The following is a 23,550-nucleotide window of genomic DNA, read 5'->3' on the forward strand; positions in this document are numbered from 1 at the left end:
CGACGATGAAGACGCATACCGCCGAACAGATCACGCTCGACTGGAAGAACAACGAACGCTGGAAGGGCGTCGAGCGCCCCTACACCGCCGAGGATGTCGTGCGGCTGCGTGGGTCGGTGCAGGTCGAATACACGCTCGCCCGGCGCGGTGCCGAACGACTGTGGCGATCGCTGAATGACGCGCCGTACGTCAATGCGCTGGGCGCGCTCACCGGGAACCAGGCCATGCAGCAGGTGAAAGCCGGCCTGCAGGCGATCTACCTGTCCGGCTGGCAGGTCGCCGCCGACGCGAACACCGCGGGAACGATGTACCCGGACCAGTCGCTGTATCCCGTCGATTCCGTGCCCAACGTGGTGCGCAAGATCAACAAGACGCTGTTGCGTGCGGACCAGATCCACCACGCCGAGGGAAAGGATGGCATCGACTGGCTCGTGCCGATCGTCGCCGACGCGGAGGCGGGATTCGGCGGTGTGCTTAACGCGTATGAATTGATGGCGCACATGATCGAGGCGGGCGCCGCCGGCGTGCACTTCGAGGACCAGCTCGCCAGCGCGAAGAAGTGCGGCCACATGGGCGGCAAGGTGCTGGTGCCGACGCAGGAGGCCGTGCAAAAACTCGTGGCCGCCCGCCTCGCCGCCGATGTCGCCGGCGTCCCTACCCTGATCGTGGCGCGCACGGACGCCATGGGCGCGGGCCTCGTCACGTCGGATGTCGATGATCACGACAAGCCGTTCCTGACCGGCGAGCGCACCGTCGAAGGATTCCATGAATCGCGCCAGGGCATCGAGCAGGCGATCGCCCGCGGCCTTGCCTACGCGCCCTACGCCGACCTCATCTGGTGTGAAACCGCCACGCCCGACATGGAACAGGCGCGCCGCTTCGCCGAAGCGATACATGCGGAGTTCCCGGGGAAGAAGCTGGCGTACAACTGCTCGCCCAGTTTCAACTGGAAGAAGAACCTGGACGAGACCACCATCGCGGAGTTCCAGAAGCGCCTGGGTGACATGGGCTACGCCTTCCAGTTCATCACCCTCGCCGGCTTCCATGCGCTCAACTATTCGATGTTCCAGCTTGCCCGCGGTTATCGCGATCGGCAGATGGCGGCATACGTCGAGTTGCAGGAGGCCGAGTTCGCGGCGGAGAAGGACGGTTACACCGCGGCGAAGCACCAGCGCGAGGTGGGCACCGGGTATTTCGACACGGTGAACCAGGTGATCGCGGGATCGTTGAGCTCGTTGTCGGCACTCAACGGCTCGACGGAGGAGCAGCAGTTCCACCCGGCGTCGGCGGCGTAAAAGGAAAATCGGCCAGCGCCATGGAAGGCGGGCCGATGCGCGGGAATGGGTGAAGCGCCGCTGGAGAAGGCCGGGCCCCGGTGCTGGAGCGGGGGGAGGGAGGGGTATCCAGCACCGGGACGGGGCGGGCAGCCCATTAGAGAACCGCCTGGTACAGAATTCTCCGCTCGCACCCGCTATTTGTCAACTACTCAGTACATGAAATAAGTATTAACTCCCAAGAGGGACGTCGAAGGAGGCCATGCATGACAGCGGTGCGATGGCCCCGCCAGCATCAAAGCGAAGCGGCTCCCAGTAATGGGTCGCGTGAGTCTCGTTCGGGTTCTCGTTGTCCCAGCGATCCGACTGGTAGAGATACACCGTACCCCCCTTCCCTGGCAGCGTGGCGACGTCCGCCGGCTGGCCACCGCACGACGTATCGCTAAGGCGGAGGCCGCGGTGCAGCTTTTCCTCATCCGTTGCCGCGGGCTTACCCACCCATGGCCCCAGTGGCGACGACGCGTGCAGATAGGAGGTCCCCGTCGCGCAGTAGCCGCAATTGGGATCGGAGAAGGTCAGGTAGTAGGTATCGCCACGGCGGAAGAGCGACGGTGCCTCCGTGGCCTTCAATCCCACGCGCGCGAACTCACCGGTGCCGCTGAGGTAGCTGGCGTCAAGTTTTTCGATGACGAGGTCACCCTTTCGCCGCCAGTCGGTGTACGCCAGGTATGCCGTTCCATCCGAATCGACGAAGACGTCGTGGTCGCCATGATTGAGACCGGGCGGCTGCGTCCTGTTGATGGCGAGCTTGGGCAGCGCCGCCTCCACGAAGGGACCCGTGGGCTTCGGAGAGGTAAAGACGTGATAACCGACCGACACGTCGTAGCTGTTGATCCAGAGCACGTACTGTTTCGTTCTCGCGTTCAAGACGACATGGGGGCGGAAGCAGCCGTAGGTGGAACCGTTGCAACGCCGCTGCCAGGTCGGCGTACTCGCGTCGAATAGCTTGCCTTCGGCGTGCCAGTGCGCGAGGTCACTCGATGAGTACGCGACGAATCCGCAAAAGGGCGATTTCTTGTCGTTCCAGCGGAAACCGCACCCGTACTCGGTGCCGTAAAGGTAGTAGCGATTGCCGAAATGCTGGATCTCCCCGTCATGCGCATCGATAGGGCGACCCATGTCGTCTTTTCGCGCGGTGCCAGGTGGTCCGTTGAGTATGTGTGTGGTAACGGTCGTTTCCGCTTCCGGCAGCGGTGCCGCCGGTGCGCCGACAACGAGCACCAGGAACGGTGCAATGTACGCAAGGAGGGACGTGCGACGGATCGGCGAACGCGGGAAAGCGGTGGGCATCTTCGAGTCGACCACTACGACAAGGAGTCCTCGACCATAACGGGTAGTGAGCCGCACGGCCACTCGGATCAGACCTGATCGTCTTGCAAGGGATCGGCGAGGGGATGCTCCTCGCCAACAAGGCGCTAGAACCGCCGGTAATGCAGCGCTTCCGCCAGGTGCACCTGCTCAACACAACCGGTACCGCCTTCGAGGTCGGCGATGGTGCGGGCCACGCGCAGGATGCGGTGGTAGGCACGCGCCGACGCACCGAGCTTGTCGAGGGCTACTTGCAACCAATCGCGCTCGGCAGAAGGCAGCGCGCAGTCGCGTTCGAGGTTCACGACACTCAGTTCGGAGTTGGCCTGCCCCGCGCGAAGCAGCGCCTTCTCGCGTGCCGCGATCACGCGCTTGCGCACCGTGGCGCTGTCGTCGTCGCGCGGTCCCCGCGCGGCAGAGAGTTCGGAAATCGGTACGCGAGGTACCTCGACGCACAGATCGATGCGATCCAGCAATGGCCCCGAGATGCGCCCTCGATAGCGCTGCACCTGGTCCGGCGTGCAACGGCATTCGTGCAACGGATCGCCAGCATAGCCACAAGGGCATGGGTTCATGGCGGCGACCAACTGGAACTCCGCCGGAAATGTCGACTGCCGGGCAGCCCGCGAGATCACGATCTGACCCGATTCGAGCGGTTCGCGCAGTACTTCGAGCACATGGCGGCTGAACTCGGGAAGCTCGTCGAGGAACAGCACGCCGTTATGCGCCAGCGAGATTTCGCCCGGGCGGGGCGACGACCCACCGCCGATGACAAGAAGCGAAGTAATTGCGACTGTTTGGCCGCCAATTGAGGGCCAGACGCCATGGATTTGTCAAACACGTTGCGAGCACTTACCGAAGTGGGTGCGACGGATTACAATTTTCACCACACTGATGCGACTGGGTTTCCACGCGCCTTGCCACCTGCCAGAAAAATCGGTCTCGGCCGCCGCGCCCTGGCAGGCGTTCTGCCCAGCCAGAAGCAGGCTGGACCGGAGGCTGCCCGTTTCGAATCCTCGCTTGAGCGCGACTTCTACCTGCTGCTCGAGTTCGACCTGAAGGTGACCCGCTGGGAGCCACAGCCGCTCCGGATCGACGTCGGCGACGGGCACCCGAGCTATGTGCCCGATGTGCTGGTGACCTTTTACGACTACGACGTCCACCCGGGCCGGGAGTACAAGGTGCTGTACGAGGTGAAGCAGCGTGCGGAGTTGCGGGATAACTGGGCCAAGTGGAAAGCCCGGTTCAGGGCGGCGCGTCGTTTCGCCCGGGCTAATGGTTGGGCCTTCCGCATTGTCACCGACCGCGAAATCCGCAGCGGAGGTCTCTTGTGGAATGCCAAGTTCCTCCTGCCCTACGGCCACGATGAGGTCAATGGCGGCATCCAGGAGCTACTGGTCAAGACCTTGCGCTACCTCGGTCCGACGACGCCCGAGAAACTTGTCGCACACTTGGCGTCGGACCCCTGGGAGCGGGCCGGGCTGGTCGCCTCTGTTTGGGCGTTGGTGGCCAGTCGTCATTTCCTGTGCGACCTGTCCGAACGGGTCACTATGCATTCGGAGATCTACTGCCATGACTGAGCCCACTGCTCGGGACATGCTTCGCATCGGACGCGACGTCGTCGTCGATGGCATTGCCTACACGCTGGTCCGCTACGTAGATCTGTATTCGATCCTGGCTGTTCGCGTAGATACCGGTGAGAAGGTCCGTGTGGCCATTTCCTCCCTACTTACGGCCATGGGTCGGGGCGAAGCCGAGGTGGTGGACGATGCCCACCACAGCTCGCGCTTCGAGACTCTTTCCGCCGATGACTGGGAAATGGCTCAGCGCAGAGCTACCGCGCTCGCTCCCCTTCTGGCGGCCGAGCAACCTTCGCGCAGGGAGGTCGCCGAGGTGGGCAAGCATCTTGGCGTCCACATCGCGACAATCTATCGGTGGATCAAGAAGCTCAAGGAAGGGGGTGACATCGTCGACCTGGCACCGCATAAGCCTACGGGAGGCCGGGGCGGATCCCGTCTGGATCCCCTCGCTGACGCCCTGATCCGCGAAAACGTCGAGCAACGCTACCTGCAGCCGCAACGTCCGTTGATTTCGCAGATCATGCGCGACATCGAACTGGCATGCCGGCGCGCGGGCATTTCCGCCCCGCACCCCAGCACCGTGCGTCGCCGCGTCGCCGAGCTGTCCGAGCGCTTGGTGACTCAGAAGCGACTCGGTCGCAAGGCGGCCGACGATAAGTTTGCCCCGCGTCCGGGCGCCTTTCCTGGTGCTGACTATCCCGGCGCGTACTGGCAAATCGATCACACTCCACTGGACGTGGTAATCGTCGATGACGTGCACCGTCGGCATATTGGGCGCCCCTGGCTTACCGTGGCGATTGACGTCTATTCCCGCTGCGTCGCCGGCTTCTACCTCTCGCTGGATCCTCCAAGCGAAGTTTCCGTGGGTATGTGCCTAGTGCACGCGATCCTGCCCAAGGACAGCTGGCTCGGCGTCATCGGCGTGGATGCCCGCTGGCCGATGTGGGGCACGCCGGCCGCGGTGCACGCCGACAATGGCAAGGAGTTCCGCGGCAGCATGATCACGCGTGCGGCACAGCAGTACCGCTTCCGGGTGGAATGGCGCAAGGTCAAGACGCCGAACTGGGGCGGTCATATTGAGCGCCTGATGGGGACGTTCAACGAGGAAGTTCACCTGCTTCCGGGCACCACGTTCGCCAACACCAAGGAGCGCGGAACCTACGCGCCGCATACCGAGGCTGTGCTGACGCTGCGCGAACTCGAGCAATACCTGACCGAGTACATCTGCAACGTGTACCACCAGCGCGTCCATAGCGGCATCGACCGTCCGCCGATCAAACGCTACGAGATCGGTGTCCTTGGCGACGGTGTGACACCGGGTGTCGGCCTGCCACCGCCGGTGGGCGACGCAAAGCGCTTGCGCCTGGACTTCATGCCCATGATCGAGCGGACCATCCAGTCCTACGGGTTGCGGATCGACGGGCTGTCTTACTACGACCCCGTGTTGGATCCATGGATCCGGTCGGTCAACCCGGAGACCCGGCGGCCGAGGCGCTTTGTCATTCGTCGCGACCCGCGTGACATCAGCGTCATCTTCTTCCTGGATCCGACGACGAACCGCTACTACCCGATCCCCTTTCGGCACCTGGAGCACCCGTCGATCAGCATGTGGGAGCTTCGCGAAGTGCGCGCGCAGCTTCGCAAGGAGGGGCGGAACGAGGTCGACGAAGACCTCATCTTTCAAACCTATGAACGCCTTAACCAGCTGGTGGCCGATGCCCAGTCTCATTCGGTGAAGGCGCGCAAGGCTCAGCAGAAGAAGCGGGACCGCGTCACGCGCCGCGAAGCTGAGGAAGCCCAGGTGGGAATCAGCCGCCCGTCCGCCGGCGCGACGACAATGGATGATGACTGGGACGATGACGCGCCGGCCGAGCCATTCGCGATACGCGTCGTGCACTGATATGGACCATGTTGACGAAAGCGTGCGCCTTATCCTGCCGTTGTCGGCGAAGGAGCGCCTCGCCTTTATGCGGCGACCCAAGTGGTTTAGCTACGCGGCGGCGGATAGTATCCTGGACAGGCTCGAAGGCCTGCTGGACTACCCTCCCTCCCACCGCATGCCGGGCCTTCAAATCCTGGGCGATTCCAACAGCGGCAAGACCGCGGTCGGACTGGAATTCCTTGCGCGTCATCCGATGGATCCCAATCTGGATGGCGATGCCGCGGTTATTCCCGTCCTTCGCATCGAGGTGCCGCCCAATCCCGACGAGGCGCGGCTCTACGATGAAATCTTCATCGCCCTAAGACAGCCGTTCCGCGCGCGTGACCCGGTCAGCGAGAAGGCACGCCAGGTCCGCGCCTTGCTGGACAGCGTGGGTTGTCGCATGTTGATGCTCGACGAATTCCAGCACGTCCTGGGTCCTCGCAATGACCGGCGCCGTGTCGTGATGGACGTGGTCAAGCACTTGGGCAACGTGCTTCGTCTGTCGGTGGTCGTGCTCGGCACCACCGAAGCCCAGGTCGCTGTCAGTAAGGACGAGCAACTGGCCAATCGACTGACACCCCTATGGATGCCGACCTGGCGCATGGATGGTGAATACCGCCGGCTGCTCGCGAGCTTCGAAGCGACTCTACCGCTGCGTGAACCTTCGCGGCTGCAGCAGCGCGACATGGCGGCGTTGATCCTAGGCCTGAGCGAGGGCCTATTGGGCGAGATGCGCGATCTCCTTTGCCTGGCGGTCGCTGAAGCGCTCGGCCGTGGCGAAGAATCGATTACCCAGGATCTGCTTCGCAATGTTACCTGGACCGCCCCAAGCGATCGGCGACGGCGACTCGCCACTGCGCGGATATAATCGTGAACCCGGCAACGCATGCGCGGTGGTGTGTTCACCCGCAGCTGGTGCCGGGTGAAGCGTTGTCATGGTGGCTGCATCGCTTCGCGTGGGCGAATGCCATCAGCAACCATACCTTGTTGGCGCGCATGATGGCAGGACAGCCCTTCTGGCCGCGCGACGTCGATCGCTTTGCCTCTCTCGACATGCTCGCTGTGATCGCCGATCACCTGGATGTCGACCCACCAATACTCGTCGGGGCGACGCTGCACCGATATGAGGGCACGCTGTTTCCTCGCCTCACCCTCTCTGGCTGGTTGCCGTGGATCATGCCGGTAGGCGTCTTTCATCGAACTCACCGCCACCGGGGGCATGCGTTCTGTCCGCGCTGCCTCGGCGAGGGACGCCCGCTACGGATCAGCGGAAGGCTCGCATTCGAGGTCGCATGCACCCGTCACCAGTGCGCCCTGCTGGACGCGTGCCCCTACTGTGATGCCCCCATAACCTTCTCACGCATGTCGTTGGCCCAGGTGGGCCGCTACCGATGCGCCGTTTGCGGGGGCAATCTTGCCGCAGCGTCCTCGCGGCCGCTCAATGCGTTGGCCAAGGCGTTCGAACACCGTTGCCATCGCGTGCTTCGGCAAGGCCGAGCCCCTCTGGCTGGCGAAATGATTCCTGCGAGCACGTACTTTGCCGGGACGCGTATGCTCCTGCGTGGCCTGTACGCGCGAGCACGTCTGAACGGCGTAACCGACAGCGCGGTTCGCCGCAGCCTGCGCTGGCCCCGCGACCAGGCACGCCCGACTACGCCCTTCGAACACTGGCGCCTAACCGATCGCATGCGGGCCCTTGGTGCGCTGGAGAACTATCTCCACGATTGGCCGGACGCATTCCTCCGCGATGCAGCGCGAAGCCATGCCTATCGCTGCCGCTTTGATGATGGCCGCTCGCCTACACCCGCGTGGGTTGCTGTTGTACTCGATCAGGTCGCGCCGTCGCGAAACAGCCTCTAGGCTCGCGGACACGTTCTGCTCGCGCAGCGGCTTCATCTGCCTTGGCTCCCGGGGTCCGTTATCTGCGCCAGGCTGAGTGCCGCACGAACGATGAGCGCCCACTTCGCGACGGCGAGATTCCTCCGGCCGCCCTCGGGATACTCCAACTGGAACGCATGCGCGAAGTCGAACGGGCAGGTGACGATCGCCTCGCATAGGACGGCTACCTCACCCCCCTAGCGCGCGAGAACGAGCACCGCATCGGCAATATTGGAGGCGAAGGCGTGTGTCCACTCGCTTTCGTCAAATGGTGTCATGCGTGGCTGGTGGTTGCGCGCCTCGGGGATGAGCTTAAGCCCACCGGGCTCCTTGTCGACCCAAACGGGTCGCCCCTTGTAGGGAAAACCGCTCAGCCACCGGCTGAAATCGCTTTCCGTGAGCGCACGGAACGACGGCTGGCGACACGCGAATATCTGATGCGACCTGCCATGGTCGTCGCCGATGGGGGCCCCGTGAAGGGCGTACAGGTGGCGCCCTTCCCCGTGCACATGCAAGATCAGGAAGCGGTAATCGTCCCGTTCCTCGTGAGGAATCTCCAGAACACCATTGTCCGTGCCGGCCAGTGAAAGGTAACCGACCCCCCATCCCGGCAACGCGTCTACTAGGTAGTCGATCACCTGATCAAAGACCGCACGCATGCGCAGGAACGCGACAGGCGGCCCAAACTGCGCCGCCTCTGTGTTCGGCAGCGCGTCGCCGCCTGCGAGTTCGGCCACACCATCCTCAGCCGCGGCACCGGTATCCGGGCCCGTGGTGCTGACAACGACCGGGTCATTTGGCTTGCCACCAGCCTGATGGGAGGAAGGCTTTCGGGGCACCAACTCAGTCGGTACGTAATACGCGTTGTCCTCGAAGCCGAGCATGAACGTCCGCGCGCGCTCCAGCGACGGGTCGCGACCGTCACCGGCCAGCTGCACACCTTGGTCATCGGACAGGATGAGCGGATCGCTAAAGGGGCCGAGGATGGGACGGTCCGGGCTACCGTCCGGATCCTTGCGGTTGTCGTGCAGGGGCGCCCATGTCAGTTCGCGAAACGGCGGGCGATGGTCGATGCCTAGCACCGACAGGATCAGCCGCCGCGCAGGCCGACGGTTTTCCCACGGCGCTACATCGACGTAACGAACCGTCAGCGTCGGCCGGCCTTCTAACGGAGGGAGGGAAAAAGGCAGCGGAAAGTGCGGCTCACGGCTCAGGTCACGAAACATCCGCGCGAGCTGGCCCGCGCGAAAGCGGGCAAAGGGGTCAAACAGGAGACGGGCAAGGCGCTTCATCGATGGATCGCCGAAGCGGGTGCGATAGACCACATGCGCGCCCTCGCCGGTACGGCGGGTCTCGTCGGGGTCCCAAGGCAGGTCACCACGTGACATACCGCGCGGATGGTTGATGCCATCGCCCAGAATCACCGGCAGCATGTCCGGATGAAACAGGTACCAGGTCCGCAGGATTTCAGCGAGCGGGAAGATCACCTCCGGCCCTCCCACCGTGGGCATGACCCGGACGAATGCCGGATCCGCGATCCCGTCCAGCGGATAGGCGAAGTCGGGCAACAGCGACCGCTCCGGCAACTGCGCACGGTGGGCCTTCGTCGGATCCAAGGCGGTCAGGTCTAGCGTAACGTTGCCCGTCTTCACCTTGCTCTTGCCGATCACGTCGTGATACCCGGTGACCGTGCCGTAGCGCCACACCGTGCCGGTCGCCAGCAAATGCATGGCCTCCAGCGGTACGTCGATATTGACAGGCTCAGCTTCGGACTCCACGTGCCGGAAATGGGCCTTGATGGTATAGCGCTGCGAACGGCTGCGCGCCTTCTGCAACTCACCGAACCAGTGAAGCATGACTGGACCAGGTTCTTTCTTCAGCTCGCTCAGGACCAGCGGTACCGAGCGCTTATGGTGGTGTGATTGCGCATTCATTTCGTCGTCCTTGCCACTTACCTTTGCATCGATATCGGCCAAGTTCGCCTAGTCTTGAGTCTGATCCTGATTGGAACGGCTGATCACGCCGGCAACTCGCAGCGAATACGGAAGAACTGCAATCGTGCGAGAAACTCGCAGATCTCCCCTGCAGCGAGCACCTAGCTGTCGAGGCGTGCTCGCTCAGGGTAATTTCATCCCGCACGGCTGGGCAGCGCTGGCCGGAACGGCGTAAGCTGTTCGACAGCCCACGTGTGGAGGCCCCCATGGCAGACGAAGTCGACCTTTTTCCGCCGAAAGCTGCCGCCGCGATTCGCTCACTCCTGCCTGGCAAGTCGTGGCGAGAGGTGACCTTCGAAGGTAGTCCACCACCGATTACGATTGCCGACTGGATGCACGTCCGCGCTGCCATAGGCACGCCGGCTGCTCTGGATGAGGCGCTAATGCCGTTAGGACTGCCGACGGATGCCCGCTTGCCACCGGCGTGGGCCACCGTGCTCATGACGACAATCACCCTGTACGCGCTTGCCGTCGATTTCTTCGATACGGAGGATCAGGCCAGGAGGTGGTGGGACTCTCCACTACCGATAGCCCCCGGTGGGCCTAAGTACACACCGCGGGATTGGACGGGCCTACCAAACGGCGCACCGCAAATCGCTGCATTGATCCGGCGGACTCAGCACGGCATTTTTTAGATCACGCGGACGTCGGCGGCGGCGCTTCCGCTTTCCGGCCTTTCGATAAGTGGCCGTTCATGCGAGGCGCCTTGAGTCAAGCCACCTTCCGACGCAGCTAGGACTGGTCCCATGCCTCGATGGTTAACCATTGGTCGTCCCGACACGCCGCTATACGGTCGTCATACCTGACTGCGTCGGCCACCATACCACCAGGCGGAATGGCGTATTCCTCGCCTTCGTCCAGACCAAACACCCAGGCGCCCAGCCCCCGAGGCTGCATCGCGTCGGTTTGAAGCAATGGCAGGATATCGCCGGCGAGGCCGCGGTATTCGTTCGGATATCCGTTCTTCTTTGTTTGAAGAACCCTGCCTTGATCGAGTAAGGGATGAAGCCATGCCAGGCCTGAGGCGTCAGTCATCCAGCGCGCGAGGATGCTCTCGGGACCCAACTTGGCGCCTTTCAGCGGCGCAATTCGAACGGTTATCGACCATCCCAGCATGAACGCACCCAATGGAGTAGAGATATATGGCCTGTTCGCCGTGCGGCTAATTCTAAAGCCCTGCACTGCGGAAAGCTGAAAGGCATTAAGAGGGATACGCGGAGCACTTTACGTCGCATGCTCAAGACCCAGTGAAACATTGTGTCCGTGCTGAAAAAGGGGTACGAAGGCGAAGGAATACCCATAATGCATGTCGATCAAGGTAACAGCCTATGGCTATAGCCGACCACATCAAGTCAGACCGCATCGCCTGGTGCCTTCATTGTGAGCGGGCCTAACAACAGGGCTGCCGGCACTGGTTGTCGTCAATATAATGTCTAAGGGATGGCGGTGCGTCGTCTGCGCGCTCGCACCGTGCAGACTTCGACCAAAAGGCGCGCATGCCGCGATTGGAATGGCACGGTACCCGAGATCCGGCCGGGTGACGATCGGTCTAAAGGCCCAGAAGCGTTTCTGTGTCATATACCGAAGATCGTCCCAGTCTTTCAGCTTGGGCTGAAGACGCTGAGAGGTTCATCAGGTGCAGGTCAAGGACGGCACATGGCGCATCTTTTGAGCTGGCACGTGATTGGCATGTCGCACACGCCGAGCATTCTGTGGATGCCGTCACGGAACCCGTTTGTATAGAGAGTAGCGTCCCCTTCCTGGGGGACCACTTTGTAGTCGAGGTGCCCATGGCACCGCACGTTGCTCCGCAGACACCCACACCATCCGATCACCTTCGAGTGGCCGAGTACGTGCGGATGTCGACCGATCACCAGAAATACTCCACCGCCAACCAGGCAGCCGCCATCCGCGAGTACGCGGAGAGGCACAATATGGACGTGGTCCGGACCTACGCCGACGACGGCAAGAGCGGGCTTGAAGTGGGACGCAGGGCTGGCCTCCGGCAGTTGCTCGACGACGTCACCGAGGGGCACCTCGATTTCTCGGCCATCCTGGTCTACGACATCAGTCGGTGGGGGCGCTTCCAGAATTCAGACGAGGCGGCCCATTACGAATATCTCTGCACGAAGGCCGGCGTCCGGGTCATCTACTGTGCCGAGCCGTTCGAGAACGATGGAACCCCACTGGCGACTATCGTCAAAGGCGTGAAGCGCTCGATGGCAGCCGAGTACAGCCGCGAATTGTCCGCCAAGGTTTTTGCCGGGCAATGCCGGCTGGTCAGGCTCGGCTTTCACCAGGGCGGCTCGCCAGGCTATGGCCTTCGCCGCCAGTTGATTGATGAACACCGGGCTCCCAAAGGTCTTCTCAGTCGCGGGCAGCAGAAAAGCATCCAGACCGACCGGGTTGTCCTCGTCGCCGGGCCAGACGAGGAAGTCGCCACCGTTCACCGCATCTACCATCTCTTCCTGGAACGCCACCTTGGCGAGCAGTCGATTGCTGACCTTCTCAACGACGAAAACATCCTCACCGACCTTGGGCGGCCGTGGTCACGCGGCACTGTCCACCAGGTGCTGACCAATGAGAAATACATCGGCAACAATGTTTATGCGAGGACGTCAGGAAAGCTGAAAACCCCGACATTGCCCAATCCACCCGAACGCTGGGTGCGATGCGATGGCGCGTTCGAAGGCATTGTGTCGCCAGCCGCCTTTCTCCAGGTCCGGGAAATCATTGCCGAACGCTCAGTGCGGCTCGAAGACCACCAGATGCTCGCCCTGCTCCGTGAGCTGGCAAACCGGGTGCAGGCGCTCTCGGGCCTCGTCATCGATGAACAACCGGACATGCCGTCGAGCACGAGCTACCGGCAGCGCTTCGGGGGATTGGTCCGGGCCTACGCACTCATCGGGTACGACAGTGGACGGGACTTCGGATTTCTGGAGGTCAACCGGCAGCTCCGCGCGTGGCGCCCTTCGGTCGTCTCGGCCGTGGTCGACATGCTGGGGACAACGGCGCGCTCCGTGGAGCGAAATCCCGAGACGGACTTGCTCACAGTCAATGGTGAGTGGACCGCGTCAGTGGTGCTGGCCAAGTGCCACCGGCAAGAATCAGGTTCCTTGCGCTGGAAAGTCAGGTTCGACGTGGACCTTATGCCGGACATCACCGTGGCTGTTCGCCTCGATGAAGCAAACAAAGAAGCGCGGGATTACTACCTCGTGCCCCGCCTCGACATGGCAACTTGGCCAAGGCATCTCGGGTTTGAAAACTCGCCGTTCATCGATGGCTACCGCTTTGACACCCTCGCCATTCTCTCCGAACTCGCCGCGCGGGCGCGCCTCAGGGAGGCCGCATGACCAGCCTCGATTCCGTGGAAGTCCAAAACATTCCCATCAGTGACATCCATGTGCTCAATCCGCGCACCCGAAGTCGACGAATCCACACGGAGCTTGTCGACAACATCCGCCGTGTGGGATTGAAGCGACCGGTGACCGTGAGCCGGCGGGAGGGTGCGCACCGTCAGCCCTACGACCTTGTTTGTGGACAGGGGCGGATTGAGGCCCTGCAAGTGCTTGGACACACCACGGTGCCGGCCGTGGTTGTCGATGCCGCCGAGGAAGATTGCCTCGTCATGAGTCTGGTCGAGAACGTCGCGCGGCGGGTGTACCCCGGCATCGAGTTCATGCGCGAAATCGGACGGCTCCGCCAGCGCGGCCATACCGAGAACGAAATTGCCGACATCATCGGCGTCACCCCGCAATGGATAAACATGGTGACCAACCTGCTTGAACGAGGCGAGGAGAAGTTGCTGGCAGCGGTCGAAGGTGACGTCATCCCACTCAGCATGGCAACCGATATTGCCCGGAGCAGCACGGCCGAAATCCAGAAACTCCTGTCCGATGCCTACCAGCAGGGCTTCCGGGGCAAGAAGCTCAGCCGCCTGCGGCATCTCCTTGAAGCCCGGGCCAAGCGGCGGCCGAGGGTCGAGACCCGCGAGGGACTTCCGCCCCGTGAGCGGCAGGCAATGTCGGCAGCGGACATCCGACGCATCTTCGAGAAGGAAGCCGAACGTCAGCGGCTGGTCATCAAGAAAGCGACGTTTGTCCATGAACGGTTGGTGTTTTCGACACAGGCCATCAAGGAGCTACTCGACAACACCGAGTTCATGGCGTTGCTTCAGGCTGAAAAACTCGACACCCTGCCGAAGCTCCTCCAGGAACGCATCCGGAGCGCGCATCCATGACCATCCAGACGCCCCAAGACAGCGTCCCAGAGCTCAGGACGGCGTTCGACCGCCGTGGCATCCGGCTCCCCCTGTCGAGCATCCTTCCCCTCAAGGCGATCCGCCCGAGCGTGAAGGCGACCATCAAGTACCAGCAGATTCTGGCGTCCATCGAGGAGGTCGGACTGGTCGAGGCGCCCGTGGTCACCCGGTCCGCCAAGCAGGCAGACCAGTATTTCCTCGTCGACGGACATCTGCGCTTTGTGGCCATCCGGGAGCTTGGCTGGACCGAGGTCGAATGCCTGCTCACGGAGCACGACGACACCTACACCTACAACAAACGGGTCGGGCGGCTGTCCGCAATCCAGGACCACAAAATGATTGTCCGGGCGATGGAGAGGGGCGTTTCGGCCGAGCGCCTTGCCAAGTCCCTGGGGCTTTCGGTTGAAACGGTCCGGCAGCGGTTCCGGCTGCTCAACGGCATCTGCGAGGAGGCCGCGAGCCTTTTGGCCGATGCCCCCTGTCCTGCAAAGGTGTTCTCCATCCTCCGCCAGATGAAGGCGGTCCGGCAGATGGAGGCGGCGGAACTCATGCTCGGCAACAAGAACTACACCATGCAGTTTGCCAACGCCATGTTGGCGGCAACGCCGCCGCCCCTGCTTGCCTATGAGCCCAAGGTGGCGGCAAGCCCGGGCACGGTCGAATCCATAGGGCGGATGGAGCGCGAGCTTGCCGCACTCCAGATGCAGACCTCAGCCGTCGAAGATTCCTATGGTCCGGACGTGCTGCACCTGACCATCGTCAAGGGCCATCTCGGCAAATGGTTGGGCAACGCCTCGGTGGTTCGCTGGCTGGCCCGGCATCGGCCCGAGTACCTCAAGGAGTTCCAGAGGATTTCAGAGACGACAGACGTGGGATCTGCATAGACTGCCGGCGCTGTGATCGGCGGTGATTCGTAATGCTGGAGCTGCAGCTTGAGAGGCACACCGGCCCCACGTCGCTTCGGTCTACACGCCCCTTTGGCAGTTGACGCCTGTTGCTCCAGCACGGCGTCGTCCCGGTCTTGAATGTCTGCCCAAAGTGGGCCGACCTGCTTCTCCAGAGTCCAAACGTAGCCGCGCTGGAAAATCGGAATTTGATAATGGTGAGGCGTGCTGAACAGGCCGGTCACTGTGGTCGTGCTGGGTTACATACAGAAATCCCTCTCTAAATTCTTGTCAGATCACCTGCTTCAGCCACGGACCAGTCGCAGAATGGACGATGGGAGGCGAAGTCTGGCCAGCCCTGCTTCTCGATCGGGTCATATCCACAGCCAAAGGGTGGCGGGGCAAAATGCGTGGACAACGCCGTTGCGGCCGAATCCTCGGGATGGTGCCTATCCACCTCGTTTCCACCATGCTGATCAAGGCCGACGTTGGTGCCATCCTGGATTCGGCCGCATCCAATGAAGCAGCCAAATCCTCGCGGGGCAAATCGCCCGTCGCAGGGCGCTTCCCGCAGCCGGAAGCGCGGCTACAAATTGGGTGGCCCTTGAAAATCCTGGCGAATAGACGCCGAAGCTACCCATAATATGAAAATTCTGCACTATTCTTCCCAGTTCAGTACCTGGGCGCATTGTCATGCCTTCACGACCTAACGAATTCGAGATCCTGACCATAAAGCAGGTTGCTGCCTACTTGCAGGTCACCGAACGAACTATTTATCGGCTTGCGGGAGGGAAGGAGATCCCCGCATTCAAAGTCGGCGGCACGTGGCGATTTTCGCGTCAAGACATCGATGGGTGGATCAGGAAGCAAACGGTGGCAACGCCCGATGGCGACACACGTACCGCATCGAACAAAAGGGGGAAGAAGTAATGCTCGGACTAACTCTACGTGAAGAGTTTCGTGGCAAGCGTCTCAAGGGCACTGCCATTGAGCTATCCAATGACTCCAACACTGGCGCGACACAGATTGCGGCCAAACAATTCTTGGACATTACCTATCCGACCCACGACTTGCTCAAGGGGATCGAAGCGGTAGGACCGGGACAAGGTCGTTCAGTCGTCGTGATTGGTGAGCGTGGTCTCGGTAAGTCGCATTTGATGGCCGCTCTGTACCACGCAGTAACTGACCCGTCCTCGACCAGCTCGTGGCTTAATTCGTGGGCGGCTAATCTGGGCGATGCCAACATCGGCAAAATCGCCCTGCGCGAAGGGATGCACGTCATTGGCGAAAGCCTGCATCGCCACCGCTACAAGTTCCTGTGGGATGTGCTGTTCGAGAACCATCCGCACGGCGCCTTCATCAAGGGCAAGTGGGAGGGTCAGGGCTCTTCCAAGACCGAAATCCCGTCCGACAAGCTCATCATCGAACTGTTGGATAACAAGCCGACGATGCTTCTGCTGGACGAGTTCCAGACGTGGTACGACGGCCTCACCAACACCAAGCAGTACCCGTGGAAGAACTGGGCGTTCAACTTCATCCAGATTCTTTCGGAGATCGCCAAAGAGCGCCCCGACTTGCTGGTACTGGTGATCTCGGTGCGTAACGGCGGCAGCGACGCCTACCAGCAGGTACACCGCGTCAACCCGGTCGCCATTGACTTCAAGGCAGGCGGCAGCGCCGAGCGTATCCAGCAGGATCGCCGCCGAATGCTGCTGCACCGCCTGTTCGATAACCGCTTGCAGATCGCCAGCGGCACCATCGAATCGCTGGTTGCGCAGCATGTGGCGGAATCCTTCCGCTTGCTCGATGTGCCGCCCGCCGAGCAGGAGCGCAAGCACCGTGAATTCACCGAATCGTGGCCCTACGCGCCGCACCTGCTGCGTCTGCTCGAAGAGCAGGTGCTAATCGCCACCGACGCGCAGGAAACGCGCGATCTAATCCGCATCCTCGCCAACCTCTACAAGAGCCGTGGCGAGGCCGTGCCGGTGCTCACCGCCGCCGACTTCCGCTTGGACGATGACACCTCGGGCATAGGCGCGCTGCTTGAAGCCGTTGCCAACCAACACCACCGCACACTGCGCGAGAAGGCACAGCAGAACATAATTTCAGTACAGGAGGCGCGGCACGACCACGCTAGCATCGCGCCACATCTGCAGGAGATCATCGGCGCGCTGTGGTTGCGCTCGATTGCCGTCGGCAACCTCGCCGGAGCCGACCCCGACACGCTGCAACTAGACATCACCCGTGGCAAGCCGGTGGACGACAACGCCTTCCAGGTCGAGCTGGCGACCATCGTCGAGAACAGCTTCAACATCCATCAGGAAGGCACCAAGCTGCTGTTCCGCGAGGAGGAGAACCCGCGCGCTAAGCTCATGGCCTACGCGCGCAACGAAAAGCTGTTCGCTGACCGTGCGGATCAGGTGCAGCTCGCCAAGCAGGTACGCTACGTCATCGGCGGCAGTGACGAAGTCGCCAAGACCTTCCGTGTCATCGCCCTGCCGAAGTCGTGGGTCAATGATCCGTGGACAGCGCTTGATGAAGCCGAGCAGCCCGAAAAGTGGGATGAACGTCTGCCCATCCTAGTGCTGCCGGAGGAGGCCGACAAGCTCGACGCCACGCTGGGCCGCTGGCTCAAAGACCATTTGCAGAGGCGTCGCAACACCGTGCGCTTCCTGCTGCCACGCGCGGGCAGTACCAACTCCTTCCTGGATCGCGACCTGCTCATCCTCGCCCGCGCCGAAATGAAGGCGCAGGAATGGAGCAGCCAGAACCCTGAATACAAGAAGCTGCACAAGGAGTTCGAAAACACTCTGCGCGACAACCTCAAGAAGCGCTTTGACCGCTTCGCCGTGCTGCAGCGCTGGAATTTCGCCGATCCCGCGCAGTGCAAGTTTAGCGTTGAGCGTCTCGACAAGCAGGGTTCGCAGATTCCCGAAGCCATCGAGGAGGCACTGACAGGCGACCTGTTTGTGCCGGAAGACTTTGAGGAACTGCTGCTCGAATACGCAAGCAACAACGAATCGGTCGGCAAGCTGCTGCGCGAACTGCAGGAGCCACGTCCTGCCGGGCAGGACTGCATTCCGTGGCTGGGCGAAACGGCAATGAAGGACCGCCTCCTTCGCCTATGCGCCAAGGGCAAGGTCGCCATCAACCTGCGCGGCATGGAGTACCTGCAGACGAACCCGGGCGAGGACGAGGATACCGCGTGGCGACGCCTGCGTCCCAAGCTCTCACTCACGGGCCGCCACCTCGACGACGTATTCGTGATGCTGCCCTCGGCGGTACCCGCAACGGGAGGCACCACGCCGCCTGTGCTGCTGCCGGGTGGTGCGCCATCAGGTGGTGGTGGCGCTGTCCCCTCGCCAGGCGTAGCTGAACCCACACCGAGCGTTTCTCCCGCTCCCACGCCAGAGTCCGCACTGGGCAGTATCTTCGGCGGCGACTGGGGCACCTCCAAGCCGCGCATGCCGCTGTCGAACCCGGCCACGTCGCCGCTCAACCTGATCGGCAAGATTGAGGGTTGGGGCATCGGCCCGGCCACCAGGGTCGCGGAGGTGTCCATCAAGGTGTCCACCGCTCAAGGTTCGCAAATCACAGGCGCGCAGCTCAAGGAACTGCTCAAGAAGCTGCCCGAAGGCATGAGCTTTGAGCTGAACCTTGAGAAGGAGAACGACTGATGGCACTGACCGCCAGCGCCTTGCAGGCCTTGACCCGGGGCTCCGACGCCGATGCTTGGCGCGTCATGGTTGAACAATCCGTCGAGATCGCCAGAAGGCCGCTGACCGCGGACAATGCGCCCAGGGAGGTAGTTCGGCGCGATCGTGAGATCGGCGCACTGGATCTGTTCCTCTCCTCCAGCGGCTGGGACTTGTGGCAAGCGTTCGGCGACAGCGTGGAGCGAACTTCGGATCGCCTGCAGCGATGGTGGGCCAAGCCCTTCAGCGCCAAGGCGGTACTGATCCTCGACGGCCTTTCCCTGCGCGAACTGCCATGGTTGTTGCAGGGCGCGAAGGAGCGAGGCTTCACAACGCACGAGGTCGCTGCTTGCGCTTCCGAGCTGCCCGGCGAAACCGATGTATTTGCCCGCGCGCTCGGCTTTTCCAGCCGCAGCAAACTCCAGAGTAACGGTGGCGGCCTCGCGCACAAGTTGCAAGCGGCCAATACCGAAGCTGTGGATTTGCCGTGGAAGGACTGCCAAGCCCTGATCGGCAGCGCGCCGAACCAGATCTTCTGGCACCACTGGCCCGACGCCAAGCTGCATGACATTGCAGGTCAAGGCCAAGGGCTGGAGCCGCTCACCAAGGACGTTGCCGAGCAGTTGTCCGGCGATGACTTCTGGGCCTTCGTCGAGCGCCTCGCCACCGGGCGACGGCTGGTTATCACCTCCGATCACGGCTACGCAGCCACCGGCTACTTCCCCGACGCCGATGGAGAGGTCGGCCAGTTCCTTAAGCAGACGTTTGGCAGTTCGCGCAGCAAGAAGGGAACCGGTGATATCGGTCCCTTCGTACCGCCCGTAGCATTGCAGATCAACAGCCCTCATGGCCCGCACCGGTTGGCCCTGGGCCGCAGGAAGTGGCGCAGTCAGGGCGGCTACCCGACGCTCACGCATGGCGGCTTGTCGCTGCTCGAAGTGCTGTCGCCTTTCGTCGAGCTGACCAAATAAGGATTGCGGCTGATGGCCACCAAGAAAGAACTACTCCAACAAGAAGTCGCCAAAGCCGTCGGCGCAGGCAAGGCGGTCGCGCTTGAAACCGTGGACTTCAACGACCCAAACCGCCCCAAGACCTGTCTGGAGGTGGATTTTCCCATCCTGCCGGTCAATCAAGTGGCGATCATCGAAGGCAACGCCGGTAAGCCGATATACCAGATGTCGAAGTGGTGGGCGCGGCGTCGATCCAGCGTGTTCCGTTCGATGTTGATCGCGGCGGCAACCAAGGCGCCGGATGACCCTTCGCATGCGGCCAAGCTGGTGTGGGACAACTACTACGCCAACCATCAGAAGCGCGGCGCGTTCAAGCACCTGAAGGTGGCGGACATCTTCATGGGCGGCGGCACCACGCTGGTGGAAGGCTCGCGCCTCGGGATGCAGATGATCGGCAACGACCTCAACCCAGTCGCGTGGTTTGTGGTGAAGCAGGAACTGGCGAATGTCGATCTGGAGCAAGTGAAAAAGCTCTGCGCCGACATAGAGGCCGAGGTTAAGCCGCAGATCATGCCGTATTACTTCTGCAACGGCCCGCAGGGAGAGACAGGCAAGTGGACGCACTTGCCCAGCAACAAGGCGATGTCCGCCTATTTTGACCCGCTCGCCATTCCGCGTGACAAGCGCAAGGACTACAGCTACGAAGGCCCGGAAATCATCTACACCTTCTGGGATAAGCACGGCCCCTGTCAGGTGACTGGCTGCGGCCACCGCACGCCGATCATGACCAGCCCGGTTATGGCGGTGAAGACGCTGACGGTTAGGCATTGGGCACACACCTGCGGCAAGTGCGGCGAGGCGTTTGATGTGGAGGAAGAAGCTGCGCGCATGGCACCCGATGCGCCGTTCGTTGTCGTGCCCACCGAATTGCCGCATTCCGTGCTCGATAGGAAAAAGGGAGTGGTCTGCCCGGACTGCGGCCACACCGAGATGGTGAATCTGGGCAAGGGCAAGAACAAGAAGGTGGAACTGAGCCTACTAGTGCATCCGCAATGGCTGGCGGGCGAAGCGAAGCAGGATGCGAACGGCCAGTTATACGGCGGTTCGGCGCAGGACGATGTGGCGGCAACCACTCGATGGGATACAGCGCGCGCGGTGAAGATTCGCCTGCTGGAGGTGCGTGGCGCGCTGCCGGATGAAGTGACTGACCCGGAAACGGGGATCACGTTCGCGCCAAAGAAGGGAACAGTGCCGAAAACGGGAAAATTTGCGTGTGCGGCCTGTGGCACGGTGCAACCGATCGTCGTTGCTATTGAGGCCACGAAGAAGACGGCACCATCAAGCATCTATGCTATCCAGGGTTATGCACCCAGGCGTGATGCTGCAGGCAAACCCTACGGTGGTCGTTTTTTTTCGGCTGCAGATGGCGCTTTCGCTGCGCAATACGACGCAGCTTTCAAGGAATGGGAGGAGCGCAAAAACTCCGACTTGAAAGACTACTGGCCCCGGAGCGCCATCCCGTTCGGGCATATGACTCACCAACGCCAGCCGCTGCCGCAGCATGGCTACCTGAATTGGGTGGACATGTTTAATCCACGCCAGTTACTCGTTCACGCGCAACTGTTGAAGGCCATCATAAATGTCGGTAGCTACGACTGGATGGTTCGAGAATACGTGCTGGGCGCATTCCAACAATACCTGCGGAATCAATGCCTGTTCAGCTTCTGGAATCCGCAGCGTGACACGCCGGAACCGATGTTCTCGAACAACAACTTCCACCCAAAATCCACGACGATCGAGAATTGTGTCTTTGCTGATCTCGGCAGGGGTAATTGGGCGTCCAGCGTGGAGGGCGCTGTTGAAGGGCGCGATTGGGCGCTCCACCCTTGGGAGGCCGTCAGTGCTGAGGGACTGAGACGCAGAGAGGCATCGCTCGCCGATGGCATTAGCGGTAAAAGCGAGAAAGTCTTCCCCGGAGATCCTGTCGATGGCGCGGCTGTTCTTTGCGGTTCGTCCACGGAACTGACGCAGCTTGCCGATGGCAGCCAGGATCTCGTTATTACTGATCCGCCCTTTGGCGACCTGCTGCACTACTCAGAGCTGTCCGACTTCTTTTACGTCTGGCTGCGCCTCGCGCTGAAGGACAAATATCCCGACTACTTCCGTGCCGATTACACGCCTAAGTCGCTGGAGGCGGTTGCCAACCGCGCGCGCGAGCCGGAAGACCCGGACGGTTTCTATCAGCGCCTGCTCACGCAGTGCTGGCGCGAGGCGCACCGGGTGCTCAAGCCCAGCGGCATCCTGGCCTTCACCTTCCACCACAGCGAGGACGAGCCCTGGGTGGCGGTGCTGGAGTCGCTATTTGACGCGGGCTACTACCTTGAAGCGACGTACCCCATCCGGTCCGACGAAACCAAGGGCGAAGGCGAGTTCGGTTCCAAGACCATCGAGTACGACATCATCCACGTCTGTCGCAAGCGCACCGAGGAACCCAAGCCGGTGAGTTGGGGCCGGATGCGCCGTGAGGTGATGGCAGATGTGCGGCAGTTGCAGGCCATGCTGGAGAACCATGCCAAAGAAGGTCTGCCCGACGCCGACATTCAGGTCATTCGACGCGGCAAGGCGCTGGAATACTTCTCGCGTCACTACGGCAAGGTGTACGTGGACGAAGACCGCACCATCTCCGTGCGCGACGCGTTGGTGGGTATTAACCAGCTCATCGACGAGGACGCCGACAAGGGCAAGGAAGCGCCGCCGGTCAACGCCGAGCCGATTACGCGCCAGTTTCTGCGCACCTTCGGTAGCGCGCCTGAGCTAAAACGTGATCAGTTGCAGAAGTTTCTCAAGGGCTCGATCACCACGCCAGACGAGTTCGTTCAGCGCGGCTGGTGCGCGGAGAAAAACAAGGTGTTCACCCGCACCGATGCGCGGGAGTTCGCGCGCGAGTGGTCGGGCAGGCACCGGCGTCGCCTGACCTCCGATCTGGATCAATCGCTGGTGCTGATCGGCGCCTGCTTCGACGGCAGCGGCATCAATGCCTCGGACACGCTGAGAAATGACAATTTCAGGCCGCACGTCGCGCTGAAGCCGCTGTTGGAATGGTTTCACCGCAACGGTCCAGATCAGGCCACCCGCAACGCGGCTTCGCGCGCGGTATCGATCTTCACCACCTGGAAATCCAGCCAAGCACCTCAGCCCGCGCAGGGTTCCTTGTTCCATGACGACGGGGAGTACGAACGATGAGACCTCTGCGCGACACGGTGTGGCAGCGGCGCGGTACCAGTTGGGTATGGGACGAAGAGGCCCGCAACCAGATCTGCGCAGCCGGCGAAGTATGGAGTTTGCGCGAGTTCCTGCGCGCGAAAGGAAATTGGCCGGACGACTTGCCAAGTAATGGCGGCAAGACGCTGGTCGTGGCTGGGCTCGATGGCAGCCTCGATCTGCTGACGCCGACGGATGCCGAAGCGTGGCTGGGTGATGTGATCAAGCCCGCCATCCTGTCCTTTCAGGACGAGTATGAAGGCGAGGCGGCGCTGGCGTTCTGGCTGCCCGGTGGTAACAACCGCGTCAGAGCGCACGCGGCCACCGATGAGGTGGCCTGGCTTTGCCACTCGCCCCATGGGTACCAGATCGACCTCGGCCGCATCCTGTGGGGCCAGGCAAACGAGTACCCGCAGGAAATTCTGTTGCGCGACGGCGGCAGGCCCGCTGGCCTGTTCCACTTGCGGATTACTTGAGGGCG

16 protein-coding genes and 1 pseudogene are annotated in these 23,550 nt (G+C 62.1%); 13 read left to right on the forward strand and 4 right to left on the reverse strand.

Going from position 1 to position 23,550, the window contains the following annotated elements:
* Positions 1-5: 5 nt before the first annotated feature.
* Complete coding sequence (gene aceA / locus ACQKIE_RS07265; RefSeq protein WP_427457330.1) at positions 6-1,295, forward strand: isocitrate lyase; 1,290 nt, start codon at positions 6-8, stop codon at positions 1,293-1,295.
* Between the two features lie 210 nt (positions 1,296-1,505).
* Here the strand turns inward: aceA and ACQKIE_RS07270 are convergent, their stop codons facing one another.
* A complete protein-coding gene (locus tag ACQKIE_RS07270) occupies positions 1,506-2,453 on the reverse strand; it encodes a family 43 glycosylhydrolase (protein WP_427457332.1) in 948 nt (315 codons plus the stop codon).
* A gap of 296 nt (positions 2,454-2,749) precedes the next feature.
* Positions 2,750-3,412 (reverse strand): annotated as a pseudogene (locus ACQKIE_RS07275) (ATP-binding protein); the annotation flags it as partial.
* A gap of 54 nt (positions 3,413-3,466) precedes the next feature.
* Here ACQKIE_RS07275 and ACQKIE_RS07280 point away from each other — a divergent pair.
* The 4 genes from ACQKIE_RS07280 to ACQKIE_RS07295 are packed head-to-tail and all read left to right on the forward strand — an operon-like array spanning position 3,467 to position 8,006.
* Positions 3,467-4,222: a TnsA endonuclease N-terminal domain-containing protein gene (locus tag ACQKIE_RS07280; protein ID WP_427457334.1), complete on the forward strand. Its 756-nt coding sequence runs from the start codon at positions 3,467-3,469 to the stop codon at positions 4,220-4,222.
* Positions 4,215-6,122, forward strand: coding sequence for a Mu transposase C-terminal domain-containing protein (locus ACQKIE_RS07285; protein WP_427457336.1), 1,908 nt, complete (start codon positions 4,215-4,217; stop codon positions 6,120-6,122). Before ACQKIE_RS07280 ends, ACQKIE_RS07285 begins: the two co-directional genes overlap by 8 nt.
* 22 nt (positions 6,123-6,144) lie before the next feature.
* Positions 6,145-7,014 (forward strand): TniB family NTP-binding protein, encoded by an 870-nt coding sequence (locus ACQKIE_RS07290; RefSeq protein WP_427457338.1) that lies wholly within the window; start codon positions 6,145-6,147, stop codon positions 7,012-7,014.
* 2 nt (positions 7,015-7,016) lie between these two features.
* Positions 7,017-8,006, forward strand: a complete 990-nt coding sequence (locus ACQKIE_RS07295; protein WP_427457341.1) for a TniQ family protein — start codon at positions 7,017-7,019, stop codon at positions 8,004-8,006.
* 215 nt (positions 8,007-8,221) lie between these two features.
* Here ACQKIE_RS07295 and ACQKIE_RS07300 read toward each other — a convergent pair whose 3' ends face one another.
* Together ACQKIE_RS07300 and ACQKIE_RS07305 are read right to left on the reverse strand one after the other, a co-directional pair.
* Entirely contained in the window at positions 8,222-10,000 is a 1,779-nt protein-coding gene (locus ACQKIE_RS07300; RefSeq protein ID WP_427457343.1) for a hypothetical protein, read from the reverse strand.
* A gap of 750 nt (positions 10,001-10,750) precedes the next feature.
* Positions 10,751-11,134: a hypothetical protein gene (locus tag ACQKIE_RS07305; RefSeq protein WP_427457345.1), complete on the reverse strand. Its 384-nt coding sequence runs from the start codon at positions 11,132-11,134 to the stop codon at positions 10,751-10,753.
* Positions 11,135-11,808: 674 nt separating this feature from the next.
* On the opposite strand from ACQKIE_RS07305, the gene ACQKIE_RS07310 reads away from it, so the two are divergent.
* The 8 genes from ACQKIE_RS07310 (at position 11,809) to ACQKIE_RS07345 (ending at position 23,545) form a co-directional block, all read left to right on the forward strand.
* Complete coding sequence (locus ACQKIE_RS07310) at positions 11,809-13,371, forward strand: recombinase family protein (protein WP_427457347.1); 1,563 nt, start codon at positions 11,809-11,811, stop codon at positions 13,369-13,371.
* Complete coding sequence (locus tag ACQKIE_RS07315) at positions 13,368-14,258, forward strand: plasmid partitioning protein RepB C-terminal domain-containing protein (RefSeq protein WP_427457349.1); 891 nt, start codon at positions 13,368-13,370, stop codon at positions 14,256-14,258. Before ACQKIE_RS07310 ends, ACQKIE_RS07315 begins: the two co-directional genes overlap by 4 nt.
* Positions 14,255-15,163 carry a plasmid partitioning protein RepB C-terminal domain-containing protein gene (locus ACQKIE_RS07320; RefSeq protein WP_427457351.1) on the forward strand — a complete coding sequence of 303 codons (909 nt, stop codon included), beginning with the start codon at positions 14,255-14,257 and terminating at the stop codon, positions 15,161-15,163. The genes ACQKIE_RS07315 and ACQKIE_RS07320 overlap by 4 nt, the downstream gene beginning before the upstream one ends.
* Before the next feature lie 693 nt (positions 15,164-15,856).
* Positions 15,857-16,093, forward strand: coding sequence for a helix-turn-helix domain-containing protein (locus ACQKIE_RS07325; RefSeq protein ID WP_427457354.1), 237 nt, complete (start codon positions 15,857-15,859; stop codon positions 16,091-16,093).
* Entirely contained in the window at positions 16,093-18,840 is a 2,748-nt protein-coding gene (locus tag ACQKIE_RS07330; RefSeq protein ID WP_427457356.1) for a DUF499 domain-containing protein, read from the forward strand. The genes ACQKIE_RS07325 and ACQKIE_RS07330 overlap by 1 nt, the downstream gene beginning before the upstream one ends.
* Positions 18,840-19,829, forward strand: a complete 990-nt coding sequence (locus ACQKIE_RS07335; RefSeq protein ID WP_427457358.1) for a hypothetical protein — start codon at positions 18,840-18,842, stop codon at positions 19,827-19,829. The genes ACQKIE_RS07330 and ACQKIE_RS07335 overlap by 1 nt, the downstream gene beginning before the upstream one ends.
* 12 nt (positions 19,830-19,841) lie before the next feature.
* Positions 19,842-23,051, forward strand: coding sequence for a DUF1156 domain-containing protein (locus ACQKIE_RS07340; protein WP_427457360.1), 3,210 nt, complete (start codon positions 19,842-19,844; stop codon positions 23,049-23,051).
* On the forward strand, positions 23,048-23,545 hold the full coding sequence (locus ACQKIE_RS07345) for a hypothetical protein (protein WP_427457362.1): 498 nt from the start codon (positions 23,048-23,050) through the stop codon (positions 23,543-23,545). The genes ACQKIE_RS07340 and ACQKIE_RS07345 overlap by 4 nt, the downstream gene beginning before the upstream one ends.
* Positions 23,546-23,550 lie beyond the last annotated feature (5 nt).

The sequence above is a fragment of the Luteibacter sp. NPDC031894 genome (assembly GCF_050273135.1).
Classification (GTDB): Bacteria; Pseudomonadota; Gammaproteobacteria; order Xanthomonadales; family Rhodanobacteraceae; genus Luteibacter.

Bases quoted from the DNA above. Each gene is read 5' to 3' on its own strand.
- ACQKIE_RS07305 (WP_427457345.1), bottom strand. From the start codon at position 11,134: ATGCTGGGATGGTCGATAACCGTTCGAATTGCGCCGCTGAAAGGCGCC.
- ACQKIE_RS07310 (WP_427457347.1), top strand. From the start codon at position 11,809: ATGGCACCGCACGTTGCTCCGCAGACACCCACACCATCCGATCACCTT.
- ACQKIE_RS07325 (WP_427457354.1), top strand. From the start codon at position 15,857: ATGCCTTCACGACCTAACGAATTCGAGATCCTGACCATAAAGCAGGTT.
- ACQKIE_RS07285 (WP_427457336.1), top strand. From the start codon at position 4,215: ATGACTGAGCCCACTGCTCGGGACATGCTTCGCATCGGACGCGACGTC.
- ACQKIE_RS07280 (WP_427457334.1), top strand. From the start codon at position 3,467: ATGGATTTGTCAAACACGTTGCGAGCACTTACCGAAGTGGGTGCGACG.
- ACQKIE_RS07270 (WP_427457332.1), bottom strand. From the start codon at position 2,453: ATGGGTCGCCCTATCGATGCGCATGACGGGGAGATCCAGCATTTCGGC.
- aceA (WP_427457330.1), top strand. From the start codon at position 6: ATGAAGACGCATACCGCCGAACAGATCACGCTCGACTGGAAGAACAAC.
- ACQKIE_RS07345 (WP_427457362.1), top strand. From the start codon at position 23,048: ATGAGACCTCTGCGCGACACGGTGTGGCAGCGGCGCGGTACCAGTTGG.
- ACQKIE_RS07340 (WP_427457360.1), top strand. From the start codon at position 19,842: ATGGCCACCAAGAAAGAACTACTCCAACAAGAAGTCGCCAAAGCCGTC.
- ACQKIE_RS07330 (WP_427457356.1), top strand. From the start codon at position 16,093: ATGCTCGGACTAACTCTACGTGAAGAGTTTCGTGGCAAGCGTCTCAAG.
- ACQKIE_RS07315 (WP_427457349.1), top strand. From the start codon at position 13,368: ATGACCAGCCTCGATTCCGTGGAAGTCCAAAACATTCCCATCAGTGAC.
- ACQKIE_RS07335 (WP_427457358.1), top strand. From the start codon at position 18,840: ATGGCACTGACCGCCAGCGCCTTGCAGGCCTTGACCCGGGGCTCCGAC.
- ACQKIE_RS07320 (WP_427457351.1), top strand. From the start codon at position 14,255: ATGACCATCCAGACGCCCCAAGACAGCGTCCCAGAGCTCAGGACGGCG.